This is a genomic window from Peribacillus sp. Bi134, assembly GCF_918698065.1.
Lineage (GTDB): Bacteria > Bacillota > Bacilli > Bacillales > DSM-1321 > Peribacillus.
Genome location: NZ_CAKKLN010000006.1, coordinates 26,914 through 44,360, shown reverse-complemented (window position 1 = coordinate 44,360; position 17,447 = coordinate 26,914). Strand labels below are relative to the sequence as shown.

At 44.6% G+C, this 17,447-nt stretch carries 14 protein-coding genes; 2 read left to right on the top strand and 12 right to left on the bottom strand.

The genetic code is table 11. The features are described from left to right. Positions 1 to 29 precede the first annotated feature (29 nt). Positions 30 to 722, top strand: coding sequence for an N-acetylmannosamine-6-phosphate 2-epimerase (locus tag LQ188_RS14055; protein WP_230177422.1), 693 nt, complete (start codon positions 30 to 32; stop codon positions 720 to 722). Between the two features lie 117 nt (positions 723 to 839). Beyond that, a complete protein-coding gene (locus LQ188_RS14050; protein WP_230177135.1) occupies positions 840 to 1,718 on the top strand; it encodes a MurR/RpiR family transcriptional regulator in 879 nt (292 codons plus the stop codon). Positions 1,719 to 1,833: 115 nt separating this feature from the next. Here LQ188_RS14050 and LQ188_RS14045 read toward each other — a convergent pair whose 3' ends face one another. The 12 genes from LQ188_RS14045 to LQ188_RS13990 form a co-directional block, all read right to left on the bottom strand. Next, a complete protein-coding gene (locus LQ188_RS14045) occupies positions 1,834 to 2,283 on the bottom strand; it encodes a YfmQ family protein (protein ID WP_230177134.1) in 450 nt (149 codons plus the stop codon). 235 nt (positions 2,284 to 2,518) lie between these two features. After that, positions 2,519 to 2,713 carry a hypothetical protein gene (locus LQ188_RS14040; protein ID WP_101224389.1) on the bottom strand — a complete coding sequence of 65 codons (195 nt, stop codon included), beginning with the start codon at positions 2,711 to 2,713 and terminating at the stop codon, positions 2,519 to 2,521. A 782-nt stretch (positions 2,714 to 3,495) separates the two neighbouring features. After that, the gene (locus LQ188_RS14035) at positions 3,496 to 4,926 is read right to left on the bottom strand and encodes a PLP-dependent aminotransferase family protein (protein WP_230177132.1); all 1,431 of its coding nucleotides are present in this window, start codon (positions 4,924 to 4,926) and stop codon (positions 3,496 to 3,498) included. A gap of 58 nt (positions 4,927 to 4,984) precedes the next feature. After that, on the bottom strand, positions 4,985 to 5,125 hold the full coding sequence (locus LQ188_RS14030; protein ID WP_230177130.1) for a hypothetical protein: 141 nt from the start codon (positions 5,123 to 5,125) through the stop codon (positions 4,985 to 4,987). Further along, complete coding sequence (locus LQ188_RS14025) at positions 5,122 to 6,690, bottom strand: SagB family peptide dehydrogenase (RefSeq protein WP_230177128.1); 1,569 nt, start codon at positions 6,688 to 6,690, stop codon at positions 5,122 to 5,124. The genes LQ188_RS14030 and LQ188_RS14025 overlap by 4 nt, the downstream gene beginning before the upstream one ends. A 23-nt stretch (positions 6,691 to 6,713) precedes the next feature. After that, on the bottom strand, positions 6,714 to 8,657 hold the full coding sequence (locus LQ188_RS14020; RefSeq protein ID WP_101224392.1) for a TOMM precursor leader peptide-binding protein: 1,944 nt from the start codon (positions 8,655 to 8,657) through the stop codon (positions 6,714 to 6,716). Continuing rightward, positions 8,654 to 10,597, bottom strand: a complete 1,944-nt coding sequence (locus LQ188_RS14015; protein WP_230177126.1) for a putative thiazole-containing bacteriocin maturation protein — start codon at positions 10,595 to 10,597, stop codon at positions 8,654 to 8,656. The genes LQ188_RS14020 and LQ188_RS14015 overlap by 4 nt, the downstream gene beginning before the upstream one ends. Before the next feature lie 147 nt (positions 10,598 to 10,744). After that, complete coding sequence (locus LQ188_RS14010) at positions 10,745 to 11,014, bottom strand: heterocycloanthracin/sonorensin family bacteriocin (RefSeq protein ID WP_148357707.1); 270 nt, start codon at positions 11,012 to 11,014, stop codon at positions 10,745 to 10,747. Between the two features lie 281 nt (positions 11,015 to 11,295). Beyond that, positions 11,296 to 12,591: a uracil/xanthine transporter gene (locus LQ188_RS14005; RefSeq protein ID WP_101224394.1), complete on the bottom strand. Its 1,296-nt coding sequence runs from the start codon at positions 12,589 to 12,591 to the stop codon at positions 11,296 to 11,298. Between the two features lie 430 nt (positions 12,592 to 13,021). Continuing rightward, positions 13,022 to 14,269: an amidohydrolase gene (locus LQ188_RS14000; protein ID WP_230177124.1), complete on the bottom strand. Its 1,248-nt coding sequence runs from the start codon at positions 14,267 to 14,269 to the stop codon at positions 13,022 to 13,024. Between the two features lie 28 nt (positions 14,270 to 14,297). Next, positions 14,298 to 15,548, bottom strand: a complete 1,251-nt coding sequence (locus LQ188_RS13995; protein ID WP_230177122.1) for an amidohydrolase family protein — start codon at positions 15,546 to 15,548, stop codon at positions 14,298 to 14,300. 24 nt (positions 15,549 to 15,572) lie between these two features. Then, positions 15,573 to 16,820 (bottom strand): amidohydrolase family protein, encoded by a 1,248-nt coding sequence (locus LQ188_RS13990; RefSeq protein WP_230177120.1) that lies wholly within the window; start codon positions 16,818 to 16,820, stop codon positions 15,573 to 15,575. Positions 16,821 to 17,447: the final 627 nt, after the last annotated feature.

Here is a 17,447-nt window from a genome sequence, read left to right as displayed (position 1 = left end):
ATATAGACAACGATAAGGACGTGTTAAACATGCAACAGGTGCTGGATAAAATTCACAAAGGCTTAATTGTATCATGTCAAGCATTGGAGAATGAGCCGCTGCACAGCTCTTTTATTATGGGACGCATGGCCATTGCTGCCAAAGAAGGCGGTGCGAAGTGCATTCGCGCAAACTCTGTAGCTGACATAATCGAAATCAAGAAAAATGTGGACCTTCCAGTCATAGGGATCATTAAACAGGTGTATGGACAAAACGATGTCTATATCACTCCCACCATGGCCGAAATAGATGCATTGATGGAAACCAAAGCGGAAATCATTGCGACGGATGCTACATCCCGGGTAAGGCCGGACGGTAAAACGCTAAAGCAGTTTTATGGTGAAATAAGAGCAAAATATCCGGATGTTTTACTAATGGCCGATGTATCCACCATCGAGGAAGCCATATACGCTGACGCTTTAGGATTCGATATTGTGGCGCCCACTTTATACGGCTATACGAACGAAACGTTCGGCCAGAAAATATATCAGGATGACTACGCTTTGCTCAAGGAGATAGTAAAAGCAGTGAAAAAAGCGAAAGTGATCGCTGAAGGAAATGTCATAACACCGGAAATCGCCCGCTCTGTATTGGATATGAATGTCCATGCAGTAGTAGTTGGCGGTGCCATTACCAGACCGCAGCAAATCACTAAAAGATTCGTGGACGCTATCCAAGAATAAAAAATGGCACATAGTAATGAAAAGACCCAGACTGACAGCAGTTTGGGTCTTTTTTTCGATTCAAATTGCTGCAAACGTTCCTCCGGTTATTGACGTCCGTACTGGATACATTAAACTATGAATACATATAAGAAATTTGAAATGGGTGATTCAATGGAATATTTAGCAGAAAACCTCATATATGGCATAGAGTGCAGCATGGACAAGTTCACCAAAACAGAGGAAGAATTGGCCAATTATATTCTGCAGCGCCCTGAAGAAGTAAGTCAGTTAACCATTAGTCAAATAGCTAAAAAGCTTCATATTTCACCTGCAACGATTACGCGTTTCTGCCAAAAATTAGCCTTTTCTGGGTTTAATGAGTTCAGGCATGAGTTAAAAAGGTTCGTGGATCTTCGAAAAACACCGAAAAATATGAAGGACATCAAGCAAGTGGATTATTTCGCTAAACTGTATCAAGATCACTTAGGCATCATAGATAATACCTTTCATATAACCACATATGACGATATCCAGAAAGCGGTATCTTTCCTTACACAGGCAAATAAGATACATGTATATGGAATAGGGAGTTCGGGTTTAGCGGCCCAGGAGTTCAAATCCAAGTTTTTCCGGATTGGCTTATCTGTTGAGGCTATTACAGATCCCCACCAGTCAATGATGGACGCAGCTTTAAGTAACGAGAAAAGTGTTGTCATCGGCATTTCCATTTCCGGAACGACTAAAGAAGTGATTTCAGCAGTTAAAATCGCAAAGAAGCAAGGCTCGCTCATCTTGGTCTTTACTGGAGATAAGAATTCCGAGCTCTCACTGCTTGGCGATCTATCGCTATTGGTCACGAGCAAAAACAGCATGCATATGGGACAAAACATCTCTCCATTGCTTCCGCTACTATTACTTTTTGATTTAATATATACAGAGCTGGTTGCTAAAGATTATAAAAACAGGATAAGCATCAGGGAAAAGACTTTAAAGGTATTAACCGAGAACGATTGACTTTCGGCATCTGAAAGTCATTTTCGTTATTCATCATATAAAAAAACTGCATCTCCAATTGGTTAGATGTTACTGACAATTGGAGTGCAATTCACTTTAATTTTTTATGTTCCTATTAAGCTAAATCCCTTATTACCGGAATGGTACTTTCTTGGAGGCTCTCGGAAAGAAGACTATACGCAACTACTTTCTTCTTGTACTGTTTGACTACATCCACATGGTCGTTGTAACTGTACACAAATAATCTAACATCGTTTTTACCTCTTTTAGTATCAATGACTATTGGAGTCCCACTGTTCTCTGGATGTAAAAACAATTGCTCGTTCCCGGGGAATATATGATTTTTTTTCAAAAACTTAGCTTCGTTAAAATAATTAATTACTTGAATTTTGTCTTCACCTTCCAACCGTTTTCCATCAAAGGTTATGATTGAATTCGCGTCACTAATTTCTGAATGTATTTTAAATTTACTCATAATCCAATTCACTGCATCGGTTGGAAGACAGGTAACTAATAATTTAAGCAAACTTAAGATAATTGTCAAAATCAATACAGGCAATGTCATATTTGATCATCTCCGCTACATTATTATTTTAAGAGGCGGTCAGTTTTTCTTTGAAGTGACCGTTCTATTAACGTTTCATTTTTTTTAGGTATCTATCAGATTCTTTTTGTTCATATTTCCGTAACATTTGTGAACAAATTCACATTTTTTCACAAGCAAATAGAGTATGTCTTACGAATCAAGGCAATATTTCTATGCATTTTGATATACTATTATAATAATCATTCACGCTTTCTTAGGCTGATTTTATTACGAAGTAGATGATGCCCACAGTTAATACTAGCGCAAGACCAATATAAATATAACTAAGGTTCAACAAATTCCCTCTCGTTGCTGCAGAATAATTACTATCACTCTTCCCCGTTAATGAAAGGGTGCCAACCAGAGCAACTAAACTAATGGCCACTACTAATATTACACTTATCGTCATGATTCAACGCCTCCAAATATTATTATCCATTACCTTGATCCATTTAAAATCATTCCGATTCCCATCGTAGATCGCGCTTCATGTTTAATGAGTAGATATATTAGAAAAAGCCCACTTCTCTATAATAAAAGAACAACCAATTTTTGGACCATCCAATTAAGTGAAATTTCCACCATCCACTTGCTGAATTCTTTCGTAATATACATAGAAAAGTGCAAAGCGCTACCGAAGAAATGGCTAAGATACCGCGTAATGCAGGAACTCAGGCCTGACTTGTATCCAGCAAAAAAGACCTTCAACTCCTCGGGTATGGTTAAAATTTTTAGATGTTGATTTCCACTCCAGGCACTCGCTTTCCGCGGGCGGTCCGGGAGCCTCCTCGGCGCTCGCCTGCGGGGTCTCCCTTCGACGCGCTTTTCCCGCAGGAGTCTCGTACCTTACGTTCCAATCAACTTTGTTTTAAAATCATGGTTCGAAATGGTCTCATCCTGAACCATGATTTTAAAGAAGACCTGATTACACTTCATGTTTTTTTACTTTTTATATGGATGGAACCCTCATTAGATTAAAGAAATTTGCGACACTCCTGCCGAATTACTGGCTAGCCGAGACCCCACAGACGCTTGCGTCGAGGAGGCTTGGCAGACAGTCGGCGGAAAGGGAGCGGATTTCTGAAATCAACACTTTTTAATAAAAAAACTGCAGGCAAACTGAGTTTTCATCAAGTTTGTCTTCAGTCTGGAATCATCATGACTCTTTCTCGTGAATATCAAAGCGTATGATTATAAACTTTTTACCGCCTCTGCAAACCTTTTGATGCCTTCGTGAATGGAAGCCTCATTTTCCCTTGCAAAAGTAAATCGTACGTATCCCTCATCTGTACCTAGCGTTGAACCCGGAACATATATGACTCCCCTTTTGATGGATTCCTCCAGTAACTTTATTTCGTTCAATGGCACTTTCAGCTTACACCACAAATGAATTCCGCCATTTGGCGAATAATATTCAACTTTTTTTGGCAGGAATTGTTGAAGACTCGAAACCATTGCATCCCTTCTATTTTCCAGATGCCCCCTTAAGCCGGCAATATGGGCAGGAAAATACTCTGAATCCAAAAAATCGTTTGCTATCCATTGAGTGTATGAGCCATGACCGAAGTCAACCTGCTGCTTAGCATCAGATAGTCTATCTATGACTGGTTTCGGTCCAATGATCCACCCAATTCTTAAACCGGAAGCAACAATTTTTGACAAAGAGCTTATATATAAAACATTTCCGTTGTTGTCCATCGATTTAAGAGTGGAAATTTCTTCACCGGCAAAGGAAGTTAAACTATAAGGATCGTCCTCTATGACCGGTATTCCATATTCGGATGAAAGTTCAAGAATCCTTTTACGACGGTTGATATGAAGGACAGTTCCTGTAGGATTTTGAAATATGGGGTTCAAAAAAATCATCCTGATCCGATGTTTTTTATGGAGTTCCAGTAAATCCTCTGGGTTGATGCCATCTTTATCAACTGGTAAAGGAAAAATTCTTAGGCCAGCGGATTGAAAGATGGGAAGGTTGTAACTATATGAAGGATCTTCCAATACGACTGCATCACCTGGCTTTAACAAGCATTGGACCACCAGATGCAGGGCTTGCTGTGCACCAGAAGTAATGAGTATGGAAGATGGATCCGTGTCAATTCCCCTATACTGTTTCACATGATTGGTTATCGTTTCCCTTAAAATTGCATTGCCTTGAGGGTGATCATAACCTAAGCTACCAATGAAGGACCTATTGGAAATGATTTCACGTAAGGGTTGTACTGGAAATAAGTCCTCTGAAAGCTCCCCGCTAGCTAAGTTAATAAGGTTATGCCCTTCCGCCTCTCTACGTATTCTTTGGGTTACTGGCATATTGGGCAAAAAAGAACCCGCTTCGATATATCTATTCCAGCTGGGTATGCGCTTTCGTGTAATTCCCCAGATATCCTTGCTGATCATCGTTCCGCTACCTTTTATTCGTTCAACCAGTCCATTTGCTTCCAATTCATCATATGCCGCAACAACTGTGCTTCTGTTAACTCCCAGTTCACTTGCCAAGAAGCGTTCAGACGGTAGCGGCTTATCCAATAAAAATGTTCCATCAGCAATTCCACTCTCGATGTAAGCCGCTATTTGTTTATATAAAGGCTTCTTGGATTTTCTGTCAGTTTTCCATTCCATAAGCTACATCCTTTAAATTGTTTAGTTAAAAGCATACTAAATTATTAACTTTATATACTTATTCATTCCCAAAAGCAGTAAAACCTCTTATTTCAGTATAATCTTCAGCAGAGATTATTGCACTCTGCCGTACTACAAAATAAAAACGAAAGCCTCCATTTCTTAAATGAAATGGAGGCTTTCGTTTCATCTTCTTCAACTATGCAGACTCCCCTTCAGCCAAGGGCGATTCAGATAGTGTCCGATCGGGATTTGGATCAGGCTCGTTTTCCTTTGCGGTCCGTCTATCTTATAAAGTTCATCACACATATTCACATCAAAGCCGAGCAGCGGGTGCCCGTTCATTCCGAGGGCTGATGACGCTAGCAGTAGCTTCTGAACGAGCATCCCCGCCTCCATTTGCTGGATGCGGTATCCTCTATATCCAAGTTGCGTTTTGGATTGGTCCCGCTCACCAACTACATGTATGCAGATCGGCACTTGCTGAAAATTCATGATATCGAGGGACATTCCGTATTGCAATAGGAGCCGATGATCTCCTGGTTGTATCTGTCGTAATGAATGGGTCGTGCTGTCATAATGGTATGCACCATCTTGTATGTCTTCCACATTATATAAACAAGCATAGAGGGAAACGCGATTTTCGTTGTTCTCGTTTGTTCCATCCAAGTCATTTCGATAGGAGAACGAAGCGGTTGCCTCCTGCAGGAGAGCGGCCAGCTGCGATTGACTGACTTTCCCGAGTACAAAGTCCATTTCAGGTGAAAATCGCTTCCCGCAAACTGATGCCAAGTCATAGGACAACCGCTTCACGATAGGAAGGGCTACAATTTTCCCTTCGAATTCCGTCCCATTCTTTGGATTGACCCGCCGGAATGATTGAGTGGATGCCATCATGGATGCTTCATTCATTTTGGTTAGCATCGGAAATTCCCTGATCCTCTGCGACCGAACATAGTGTTCAGGCTGGATATCCGTCAATTCCAGCAATAATTCCGTCGAGGTGACATTTCCGTCCATACTCCTTTCTTCTCTAAATCTAAAAGAAGGTTCTGCCGATAAGGGGATCACCGCATACGTGCTCTCTTCCTCTTCCGAAAGCCCAAGCAGATGATTGATGGCCCGATCAAGAAATTGGAAGCACACCCCGGCGGCGATTCCAAACCGTTTCGCCACTTCGAGCAACTGTCCAAGAAGCACGCCCGCATCCAGACCTTGCAGACGGTATGAAAAGTTATTATATTTGTAGAAGTTTTTCCAAAACATCGTCGATACGAAAACCGTGCCAAAGGATGCTGACATATCAAAGGATTCACCAAGAGCCTTTGTTAAATAGGAATCAAAATCCCCTTCCCGCAGCAAAACCAACCGATGGTGTGCTGCATCATAATGGTATACGCCAGCAGGTAATCCCTCCATCTTCAAGTATACGTACAATTCACTTGGATACAAAGCTCCCCCTGATGGCGGAAAACGCCGGAATGACTGCATGAGGTCCTCAGATTCCGAAGATCTCGGGACCTGGCTGACTTGGGTCAGGCCATATGCGTACCAGAGGAAATGACCGATTCCTTCAAGGTCCTGCCGTGAAGGCCCGCTGCCCCCCTCGAGCGTCAGCGGTACCTCCAGTGAGAGTGGAAAAACAGGCAAGTCACGGTAAAGCTTATACGTTAGCGGTGCATCTTCCCAATCCACTTCCCAATCCGGCGGACTTGCTTTTTCGATATCAAAATGCAAATTGTGCAAAAATGCCTCTAGACTCATCCTCCAACCTCCTAAGTCACCGCTTATGGAAATGGATGCGGATGCGGATTGAGCTGTTCGAATTCAAGCGGCCGTTTTGCATATCCAAGTTCCATCGGAACCCTCAGTATCCTCTCAAGCCCCGTTATGCGGGTAAGATGATGGCCGAATGTCATCGGCAGCATCCCCGGGATCATCACTTTCACGCAATGTAGTCCATTTCGTGCAATTTCCGGTGTCGTTTGATCCACCACAATCACCTCGAGTTTCAAGCGGCGAAACTCCTGAAGTATTTCCTGCAAATCTTCCGTCAAGTCCGGATGATTGACCTTTTCCCCGTATTCTTCAGCGAAAGTTCGCATCGGGCGGTCATCATCCAGCAGAAACTGCAGTCGCTCTTCGGCTTGCGGTAAACCGTACAGCATGCCATGATCATCCATTTTCCGTACCAGTGAGGAATCATGCAGCATTTTCTCAACCTCATCCTGGTTCTCTTCCAATTTATCGTCAAGGGTCAGCATCATGCCAGCCAGCTCGAAGACCGCGCTTTTCACCGCCCGGACCGGATCCAGATGGGCCCCTGCCGCACAAATAATATTCAACCCTTTTTGTTTCCTGTTTTTTGCCAGCGCCCATACGCTCGGTATACCATGTTCCATCGTTGAGTTAAATAAATGGATATCATATCCCGCTGCCGCCCTTGCCCTGTCAATCATCAGCTCCAGTTCTTTGTCATTTGCTGAATAAGGATCAAGCCGTGTGAGGGGCAGCTGCGCATACCAGGTCAGCAGGAACGAATCACGTTCGACCACCTCCATGATGCCGTAGAAAATGGCCTCCTCCAAACTTCCCCCTAGAGCACATCCATTGGAAGTTTCATAGACAAATCCATGACCGCAGCCCAAGCTGTAATAGGAAAGCAATTCCGGGACCAAGATTGGCCGCTCTTGCAAAAATGAGTGGCCCCACACCCAATCTATCGAGCGGTCAGGATTAAACGGTTGAAACGGGAAATCCCTCTGTGCATAATTTTCCTTCGAATGTACCCCTATCCTGATGGGATCGAGCGCAAAATCTTTCAGGTTGTTGTAGCTGTCATGAATGACTGTCCGTTTGCCGCGGGGCTCCATTCCGCAATACCTTTCCAATCCCTCCAATATGGCCGTCATCTCACTGACCTCATATGATAGAGTCCGGCCCGCCGACCCCTCATCTCCTATGAACAAAGGCAAATTAACACTTACATCGGCAAATGGCGGTACAAGGTCTATCATTTTATTATTCAAGAATCCTGTTCGGTGGTCCAAGTAATCCTTGGCCAGAACTTCATTCAGCTCCTCCATCGAACGGGTACGGTAACTTTCGGGACTGATTTTTGGACTTGGCTTCAACGAAATCCTTGCACGCTCCTTCGAGTCATCAGGTAATGTTGAGCAAACCTGACACAATGGGTCAGGTAAAAAAGAGTGCCACGAACCATTCAGCGTCTTCAGGCTGATTAATGATACATGCCCTTCCGACCGGGCGCGTTCTCCTTTCATCACCTTCCTTACCTCTGCACAAATCAAGTGGGCCATCTGTAAAAGGCCTGTGCGGGATGCCGCCGGATCACGCTCTATCCCCCCATTTTCCTGCAGCTGTTGGCGGATTCCCCACATTTCCTTTCGATCACGCCCGGCCATGAGATACCTTTGGTCCGCGCACTGTGAGCAGCCTGGAACACCCGGGCGCACCAGCGGACCTATCACTCCCTCTCCAAATGATACAAACCCCCGCAGCCATGGAATGCCCGCTTTCCCTATCACCTCTTCCGCCTTTACATGGTCAGCGGGATTCCAGGCATCTTGCAGCAGAAGGACCATGGCCGTCGTTTGCGGGATTCCTGCCTCGAAATCGGTATGGCGATTTACCTGATATTGGCCGGACAGGTCCCCATGAACATGGTCGGCCAACACTCCTTCCCCGACAACCAATACGTCAGTTTTCACCCTGATTCCTCCTCTCGCAAAAACACCCCAAACACACCTGCAATTTCTTCCTTCAAGAAAGGTTCCAGATCTATTTCGAAAACGTGGATTCGCTTACTGTTCTTCTTCAAGACTTGAATGGCGGACTGTACCAGTTCGAGATTCCCTTTCACCCCGCATGAAGGAATCACAAGATCGACCTTTTCTTCTTCAAGAACAGGCGATGCCACTAAACCTGGAGCTGTTAAGCAAACGGTCTGGTTTTGGACTTTCATGACGGCCTTTTGCAATGCGTTCCGTAATGCGATCGTAACATTCAAACCGACAGCGCCGGACCAGCCATCGCTCGTTCCTGCCCAAACTACCGGGAAGCCTGACACTCCCTCACCCAAGGCGATGATTGGATCTCCCTGCAGCCGGGTCAACGCTTGTAGATAATACCTGCAGCGCTCATCTTCCACTTGAGCCAATTGCACCGTCACAAGTTTCTCTTGGTTGAACCGCTTATTTAAAAACTCTGTATCCAAACTGCTTTGCAGTCCACGGCAAACACATTCAGCAAATGTTTCCCCTGCTCCGACACCGATCGATTCCTTTATTTCGTCTGCTCCCCGAAGCGGAGGAAGAGTCGCAACAAGTTGGCTGAGTGTTTGGGATACATATGCTTCAACTCCTGCAAGACCGCATTCCCTCCTCGCTTCCTCATGCGTCAGATCTGAACGGATGATTTCGGGCAGGAGTTCTGCCGGACCGGACGATAGCGGATCAACAGCCTGAACGCGGCATTGAGCCAGCGGCAGCTGTTTTAAATCCCCCTCATCCCAATGATGAAAGATACCGGATTCCGAGGATGTCAACCGGCTGAAATACATAAATACTTTCCCCGGCTCAACCGGGTCCGAATTCTGTTCAAGCCGCCGTTCAAAATCTTCAATCCATGCAGCACTCCCTTTTCCCGTCACCCCCGGGTGGGGAATGAACGGATGCCACTTTCCCTCCAATGTATCCATATCCAACAGATAAAATTGATTGGCTTGTTCTGCTTTCATAACTCCTGTAGCGTCTTTAAACCATTCGAATACCATTATATTGGCTAACATCGCTCCGGCTGTGGCGGAAAAGGAAGATGATGTCTGATTCTTTTCCAGCTCAGCTTGATGTAAACGATGCCAGGCTGACTCCCAACAACCATTTGAATCTGGATGGACAAGCGGACCAGCCATGCCTACTTGATTGATGATCATTGCAGGAAACAGGGTCTTTTCCCCTTGCCTGCAAACCGAATGAAGTTCTCTTAATTCCTCTATATCACCCTCCTGTGACACATATAATATCGAGTGAAAGGGCCGCACGATCTCCCGCCAGGCAATCTCTGTTCCCTTTTCAAGCACGACCTCCTCTATCACAACCTCTTCGTCCGTCTTACGCGCATGTGCCACGATTTCATTCAATCTCTTTCTATTGGTCGGTACCGTGTCCGTAATGAAGATATGGAATGTGGACAATCCGGATTCAATCAGTGAGGACACCAATGAAAGGAACAATGGACCAGAGCCTATAGCCAACGCCTTTTTCTTTCGATAAGTTTCAAAACGGTAAGCCCCGGAATCGCCGCAACTTTCCAGGAACTCGATTTGCGAAGCATACCTTTCAAGAACTTGTTCCCTTAATTGATGGGGACTGTCCTGACTTACATCCCGAACAAACCCATTACCGTACAAAACCTCGGCAATTTCCATCACCCGGTTCCGGTATGGGCCAGGCAATCCATCCGTCAACTCGCTTAATGTATGGTTCCCATTGAACATCGGTAATAACTTTTCAATCCATTGAACGATCGAGCTGCCCTCCATACGGAATGAACTTATGTTATTCCTGAAATACACACCTCTGTTTGGTTCCGGAAGAAAAAACGTATCCCTTTTCACTTTTAAACGCATAGAAGGGGTCAAATTCACCATTCCGCTCCTCCTAACCCGAAGCATTCTAAGTACTGCTATTAGCACTTCACTTTAATCCTATGTACGACAATTTGTCCCTTATGTCTAATGCAATAAAGAAAAGTCCCTGCTACACCGCAGGGACTTTTCTTTAGAAGACCTGAAACCTTAATGGCCGCAACGTCCGCAACGTCCGCAACGACCGCCGCAACCGCCGCAGCGTCCGCATCCACCACAGCGTCCGCATCCACCACAGCGACCTCCGCAACCAAAGCAGCCAAAGCACAAGAAACAGCCAAAACAACCAAAGCCGCCCACACCTATGAATTGTCGAGACGAATCATCCAAATTGTACTGGTTTTGCTCCCAAGGAACTGGCTGAGTCACCTGGAAATCATCGACATTCAGATTTTGCAATTGATTTTGAAATTCATACATTTTATATAACCTCCGTGTATTAATTTATAAGGCAACGCTTAGAACGGGAAATCAAAACGAAATGGTCAGGGAATTAACAGCACATCAAATACTCCCTCCAACAAAATATGTAAAGGGAGTGGGTATTGCTACTGATTAAAACGCCTATTTTCACTAAAAAAAACAAAAACCAGAAGGCAAACACCCTTCCGGTTTTCATGATCGTCTCTTAAATTAAGTCATTAAAAGTCACTTGGCATTTTCGTTTTCCTTTATGTATAGCCATTTCAATCGAAGTCACATTAGTTCTGCAGTTGTTCATATCGATTCCAGTTTACCGATTTTTCCAGCACGATTGATATTAATACGCCCATTATGAGCCCATTGGTCAAAAAGGGCTGTAGAAGCGCGGGAACGTTCGAAAATGCATTAGGAAGGATGTTCATCAAACTTACTCCAATCAATACCGGTACGGCAAGCCTGAAAATCGTATCTGAGGTGAAATGCTGACCCTTGACGCTGTTGAAAGCCGTACCGAACAGCTGTAGATAAGCAACGAACAATACTGCATTCCCGACTGTTATCGGCATGGTGGCCAGGAAAGAGATGAAAGGAGGAATGAGCCCAATTATGGTCAATAACATGCCTCCAAGTAAGAAGGGCCTCCGCTCATAGATTTGAGTGCTCTGCAAAAATCCGATGGATGAAGTAAAAGGTGTATACGGAACAAGACCAAGCACCGGAGCGAAAATGGTAAAGCCGCCAGTCATGAATAAAGAATTTCGATACTGCTTGTGTTCAGCTTCATCGCCGATTAATTCCGATGCAGCCTGAATCGAAGCGAACGTGTTGCACAAATTCAGTAATCCTGCAAAAAAGGAAATCGCTATGATCCCGAATTCCAGGTTTGGAGCACCTAATGGGAAAAATGAAAAAGCGGCACCCGTCGAGCCCATTTCTCCCCCGGCCTCCGGAAATAGCAGCTCGTAAAAAATCCATCCCACCATAATTCCGATCAATATCGAGAAATTGCTTATGGTCCTTGGACCTTTTATCTTTAGTATACTTACTAAAAGTACAATCCCCACTGATAGGAAACTGACCGGGATGTTGATTTCCCCATTCTCCGTTATCCCCAGCATCCCCTTAAAAAAGACAAAAATGAGCTGGAACGTCAGAAGGAATAAATAAACCGTCATGACCATGGGAGTGAAAATCTTCTGGACATAAGAAATAAGGTTGAAGGCAGAAATAATGACAGTCACGACACCAGCGGCAATGAGTCCAGTAGCAATTCCCCCTCCTATCTCGGCATAACCTAGCCCTATGGATGGTGCAGATAGTCCTAAATTCAACATCACTCCCCACAATAGACCGGAGTGACCTTCCATAAGTGGATACTTATGCCCCTTCCACCCCTGAAACACGCAAGCGATCCCGGTGAAAATGAGCGAGCTTCTCATGGTCATTTCCGTGACATTGGGAGGAAGATCAAAAGCTGCGCCAATAGATATGGGCACTACTACCGTATTTGCAAAAATAAAAAACAACCATTGAAAAGAAGAAAATAGAGTCACAGAAGATCTCCAACTTTTCATAGATTCCATCTCCTTTGAACATGATACTTTTTAAAGCTCATGGTGAATTTCAATTGCCCTTCCCTTCAAAGGCGATAGGGCAACATCATGATAGTAAACGCGGTCCCCCGAGGGTCGCTGCCATTGCTGGACAGATGTTTTATGGCATATGATCTTTGCAGATCGCATGCAAAATGATAACGTTACCATTAATAGTAACAAAGACTGAGTCTCCCTGCTAATTTGTTGGCTTGACTACTGTTGCAAGGCAAATGGGCAATCAGAAGCGTGACCGTTTTAAATATATTGGGGTATAACAGTAATGAAATGAGAGCAAAAAAAACACTTCCTCAGCATATAACATAAGTAAGTAAAAGTACATGGAAGCCGTTCCATACCCAAAACGAAAAAGGAAATCCGGAAGTATCCAGAATTCCTTTTTCGTTTAGTACTACCGTTCAATTGACTGCTTTTGTTTATATAGTGAACCGGCAACTAAGTTCCCCTTGTAAATGACCGCTTTACGTTCAGAACGCCTGGCAACTGCCTCTGCCGAACAGCTTGCGTCAATCAACACAAGACTTGCAGCATCCCCCGCCTTCGGCCATACCCTGTTACCCTTTTCATCCAATGGGGTTTTTCCCCCAGTTATATACCCGAGTGTTCGGGAAAGTGAGACTTCATCAATCCATTTGAAACGTTCTGCGAGCCTCCCTGCTCTCTCTAGGATGTCACCATTCCCTAGAGGTGACCATACATCAAAGATATTATCATTTCCTACCGATACTTCAACCCCTCTTTCTTGTAATAAATCAACAGGGGGCATCTGCCTGTTAATAGGGACACTGGTGACGATGGAAATCCCCGCATCCCTCAGAACGTCAGCCAGTTCATAGGCTTCTTCCCTGGATACGTCCCCGATACCGAAAGCATGGCTTAATGCCACCCTGCCTTCCCAGCCCGCTTGCTTTGTCAGAGCTGCCAAACGTTTCATGGTGAACGTGCCCAGATGGCCTGGATCATGTAAATGCAAATCCACATCAGCGTTCGCTTCCACTGCTAAATCCATCAATTGAACCAGCGATGCTTCAATATTGTTATCGACTGTCGCTGGATCCACCGCCCCGACGATTCCTGCTCCGTTTCGCAATGCCTCCCTGACAAGCTTGACAGAACCGGACCTCAGCAATCCGTGCTGCGCAAATGCGACGATTTCCGAACTGAGTCTATTGGAATAGCCTTCAAGCGCCTGTTGTACTTGATCTAAGTTTTGCAAGCCCACTTCCGGATAGATATCAACGTGAGTACGGATATGTGCAGATCCAGAAGCTAAAAGGATTTCCAGTAATGATTCTGCACGTTTACATGTGCTTGTTGCAATGGAAGGCAGCACCCTCTTCTCATTTTCAAAGCGTTCAATTACACTTGAAGAAGGAGTGCACGCCCTCCAAACATCCCCCATCAGTGTTTTATCAAGATGAACATGCTTTTCAATGAAGGATGGTAACGCCAGCAATCCTTTTGCATCTTCCACTGGTAAATCATCACGTATGGCTTCTCCATCTTTGACAATCTTCGTGATCTTTCCATCCTCCATCAACAGATGAAATAGCCCGGTCATCGTTCCTGTAACTCTACCATTCTCTTTTCGGTAGCCACATTCCAAACGAACATTCTTTAACCAATAGATTGTATTCATGATCTTCATCCCTTCTTGATATAGACCTTCAATTCTTCTTCAAGGCAAATTCGCGATCGAGTCCGCCAAAAACCACATTTCCATCGACCATAACGGCAGCACGCGTCGATCTCCTGGCAACTGCCTCGGCAGCACATGATGCATCCACAAAAACCATACTTGCGTCATTTCCCACATTCGGCCATAAACGATTACCTTCATGGTCCAGTGTCTTGACCCCGCCCGTAATGAATTGAAGCGATTGGGACAATGCATACTCGTCCTTCCAGTTATACCTCTCGGCCAATCGGCCGGCCTTTTCCAGCATATCTCCGGTACCGAATGGTGACCAGGAGTCATAAAAGCCATCGCATCCGAGAGCAACATGGACACCTTTTTCATGCAGTGAATCAATCGGGGGAATGACCCGGTTAATCGGAACCGTAGACATGACGGCTATCCCCAGGTTTGATAATTCACCGGCCAGTTCATTTGATTCTCCGATTGAAACATCACCAAGTGCGAAAGCATGACTGATGGCCGCTCTGTTTTTCCACCCTGCTTCATCTATCAAAGAAGCCAGTTTCTTGATCGTATATAAACCAAGATGACCGGGATCATGTATATGAATATCAATATCTGCATCAAATTCAACGGCCAGATCAACCATTTCATATAGGGAAGCTTCTATATTATTATCCACTCCGCCAGGATCCAGGCCGCCCACTAATGACGCCCCTTCTTTCATCGCCTGTCTCATCAGCCCTTTTGAATTCGTTCTTAGCAGTCCATGCTGCGGGAAAGCCACGATCTCGTATGTCATTTTCCCACTGAAACTACTTAGCGCCTTTTGAATTTCTTCCAAGTTCTTCATACCGATGTATGGATCGATGTTAACATGCGTCCTTACATGCGTTGCCCCGCCGCTTAACAATAGTTGAAGCATCCGTTCAGCCCGGAGCCGCCCGGTTTCAGCCAGTTCAGCAAGCTCTTTTGCTTCTAATTTTAAGCGTTCGATTAAGTTCGGAACTGGAGTGCATGATTTCCATGGCAGTCCTAAATAAGTCTTGTCAAGATGGTTATGCATCTCTTTAAAAGGAGGAAGTGCAAGCAGCTTTCCCGCGTCGTGAACAGGACCATCCGTTTTCAAAGGCATAGTTGAAGCCAATTGCAAATCCTTTATGACCCCATTTTGTATATACATGTTGTATGTAGCTGTCTTCGTCCGATCAATTCGTTCATTCTCAAAAACAAATCCACTATCAAGCGTAACGTTTGTAAGCCAGTATGCTTCATTCATCAAATCACTCTCTTTAATAGAAGATTAAACACCTGTCGTCTCAAAAGATGAAATAGATCCGCTAACAACATTGCCCCTGAAGATGACAGCGGCACGCTTTGCCCTTCTAGCCACCGCTTCCGCTGAACAGCTTGCTTCAAGCAAAACGATATTTGCCTCATCCCCGACATTAGGCCATGTCTTGACCCCGTCTTGGTTTAATGGGGTCTTCCCACCTGTTATGAATTGCAGGCTTTGCGCTAAGGAACGTTCTTCAATCATGCGGAACCTCTCTGCAAGGCGACCGGCCTTTTCCAAATTGTCCCCGATGCCAAAGGGTGTCCAATGATCAGTGATGCTATCATTACCCAATTCGACTTTCACCCCTTTTTCATGAAGCAGGGGGATGGGGATCGTTCTGAAGATGGGCACTGTGGATGTAATCGATATGCCTGTTTCCGAAAATCTTTCGGCGATGCCCGTTGCCTCCGGGACTGAAAGATCTGCCAAACCGCTGGCGTGGCTAACCGTTACCCTTCCTTGCCAGCCTGCGTCTTCCGTAAGTGAAGCTAGGCGTTGCATGGTGAAGAGACCAAGGTGATCCGGATCATGTAAATGGACATCGATATCGGAATTGTATTCAACCGCGATATCCATGATCGTTTCAAGTGACCGCTCTATGTTTTCATCAATGGTGGCTGGATCCACGCCTCCTACCAGATTTGCCCCATTCCTCATGGCCTCCCTTACTAAACCAGCGGAATTGCTGCGTAATAGTCCATGCTGCGGAAATGCGACGATTTCATACGTCAATTTATCACTATATCCTTCCAGTGCCTGAATGGTCGCCTCTAAGTTTTTCAGTCCTATAACGGGGTCAATGTTGCAATGTGTGCGTATATGGGTAGATCCGAAGTCCAATAATAAATCCAGCATTTTCTCTGCTCTTACTTTAGCGGTAGGCAATAATTCTGGCAGTAAAACCTGCTCTTCCTCTATCCGGGTTTTCACGCCATTAATGGCAGGCATGCAAGCCTTCCACGGACCGCCATAGTAGGTTTTATCTATGTGGATATGCATTTCCTTAAACGAGGGGACCATCAGGAGACCATGAACATCATGCTGCGGGTCCTGATCCGTTATCGATTCCTTCGCCAATAAAATGGAGGATATTTTTCCATTTTCAATCTTGATGTGGTAATGACCGGTTTCAGTGCCGGTGATCGTTTCATTTTCATTATAAGTAAAACCATTTTCCAAGCGTACATTCGTCAACCAATACGATTGAGACATTAAACTCACCCTTCCATTCAGATTGAACATGCATCACTTTCATTATAGTTTTAAAGATCAGCAAATAATTTCAGAATTTTTACTCGTTTTTATGTTATTTTTACTTATTGTGCCAAAGAAAAAGGCTCCCTAAAATGGATGAACTCTTTCAGATTGGAGACAACTCTATGAAAACTCAGTTTGCCTGCAGTTTTTTATTTAATAAGTTCAATTGATTTAGAAAGCCGCTCCCTTTTTTTGTAGACGTTGATTGAAACGTAAGGCACTCGCTTTCCGCGGGCGGTCCGGGAGCCTCCTCGGCGTTTGCGCCTGTGGGGTCGTGCTTTTTCGCAAATCTCTTCAATCCAATGAGGATTACAGAAAAAAAACATAAAGACCGGAGCACCTTATTCGATACGGTGCACTGTCTTGGGCGATTGCTAAACCACACAATATTCGGCCGTTCACGCACAGCATTCGAACTACCCAACACTATATTCGACCGTTCACGAATTTTTTTCGACCTTCACCTCACTTTTCGGACTCCAATCCTTGTTCCAATCAACTTTGTTAGAACATTTAGATCGTAACCTTATCTGAGGAAATGAAAATGCTTTGGGTCAATTGGTTCGGGAACATCATTTGATT

Coding starts and splice junctions, on each gene's coding strand:
- LQ188_RS14035 (WP_230177132.1), bottom strand. CDS start 4,926: ATGGAATGGAAAACTGACAGAAAATCCAAGAAGCCTTTATATAAACAA.
- LQ188_RS13990 (WP_230177120.1), bottom strand. CDS start 16,820: ATGTCTCAATCGTATTGGTTGACGAATGTACGCTTGGAAAATGGTTTT.
- LQ188_RS14040 (WP_101224389.1), bottom strand. CDS start 2,713: ATGACGATAAGTGTAATATTAGTAGTGGCCATTAGTTTAGTTGCTCTG.
- LQ188_RS14025 (WP_230177128.1), bottom strand. CDS start 6,690: ATGAGTCTAGAGGCATTTTTGCACAATTTGCATTTTGATATCGAAAAA.
- LQ188_RS14045 (WP_230177134.1), bottom strand. CDS start 2,283: ATGACATTGCCTGTATTGATTTTGACAATTATCTTAAGTTTGCTTAAA.
- LQ188_RS14015 (WP_230177126.1), bottom strand. CDS start 10,597: ATGGTGAATTTGACCCCTTCTATGCGTTTAAAAGTGAAAAGGGATACG.
- LQ188_RS14010 (WP_148357707.1), bottom strand. CDS start 11,014: ATGTATGAATTTCAAAATCAATTGCAAAATCTGAATGTCGATGATTTC.
- LQ188_RS14000 (WP_230177124.1), bottom strand. CDS start 14,269: ATGAATACAATCTATTGGTTAAAGAATGTTCGTTTGGAATGTGGCTAC.
- LQ188_RS14050 (WP_230177135.1), top strand. CDS start 840: ATGAATACATATAAGAAATTTGAAATGGGTGATTCAATGGAATATTTA.
- LQ188_RS14005 (WP_101224394.1), bottom strand. CDS start 12,591: ATGAAAAGTTGGAGATCTTCTGTGACTCTATTTTCTTCTTTTCAATGG.
- LQ188_RS14055 (WP_230177422.1), top strand. CDS start 30: ATGCAACAGGTGCTGGATAAAATTCACAAAGGCTTAATTGTATCATGT.
- LQ188_RS13995 (WP_230177122.1), bottom strand. CDS start 15,548: ATGAATGAAGCATACTGGCTTACAAACGTTACGCTTGATAGTGGATTT.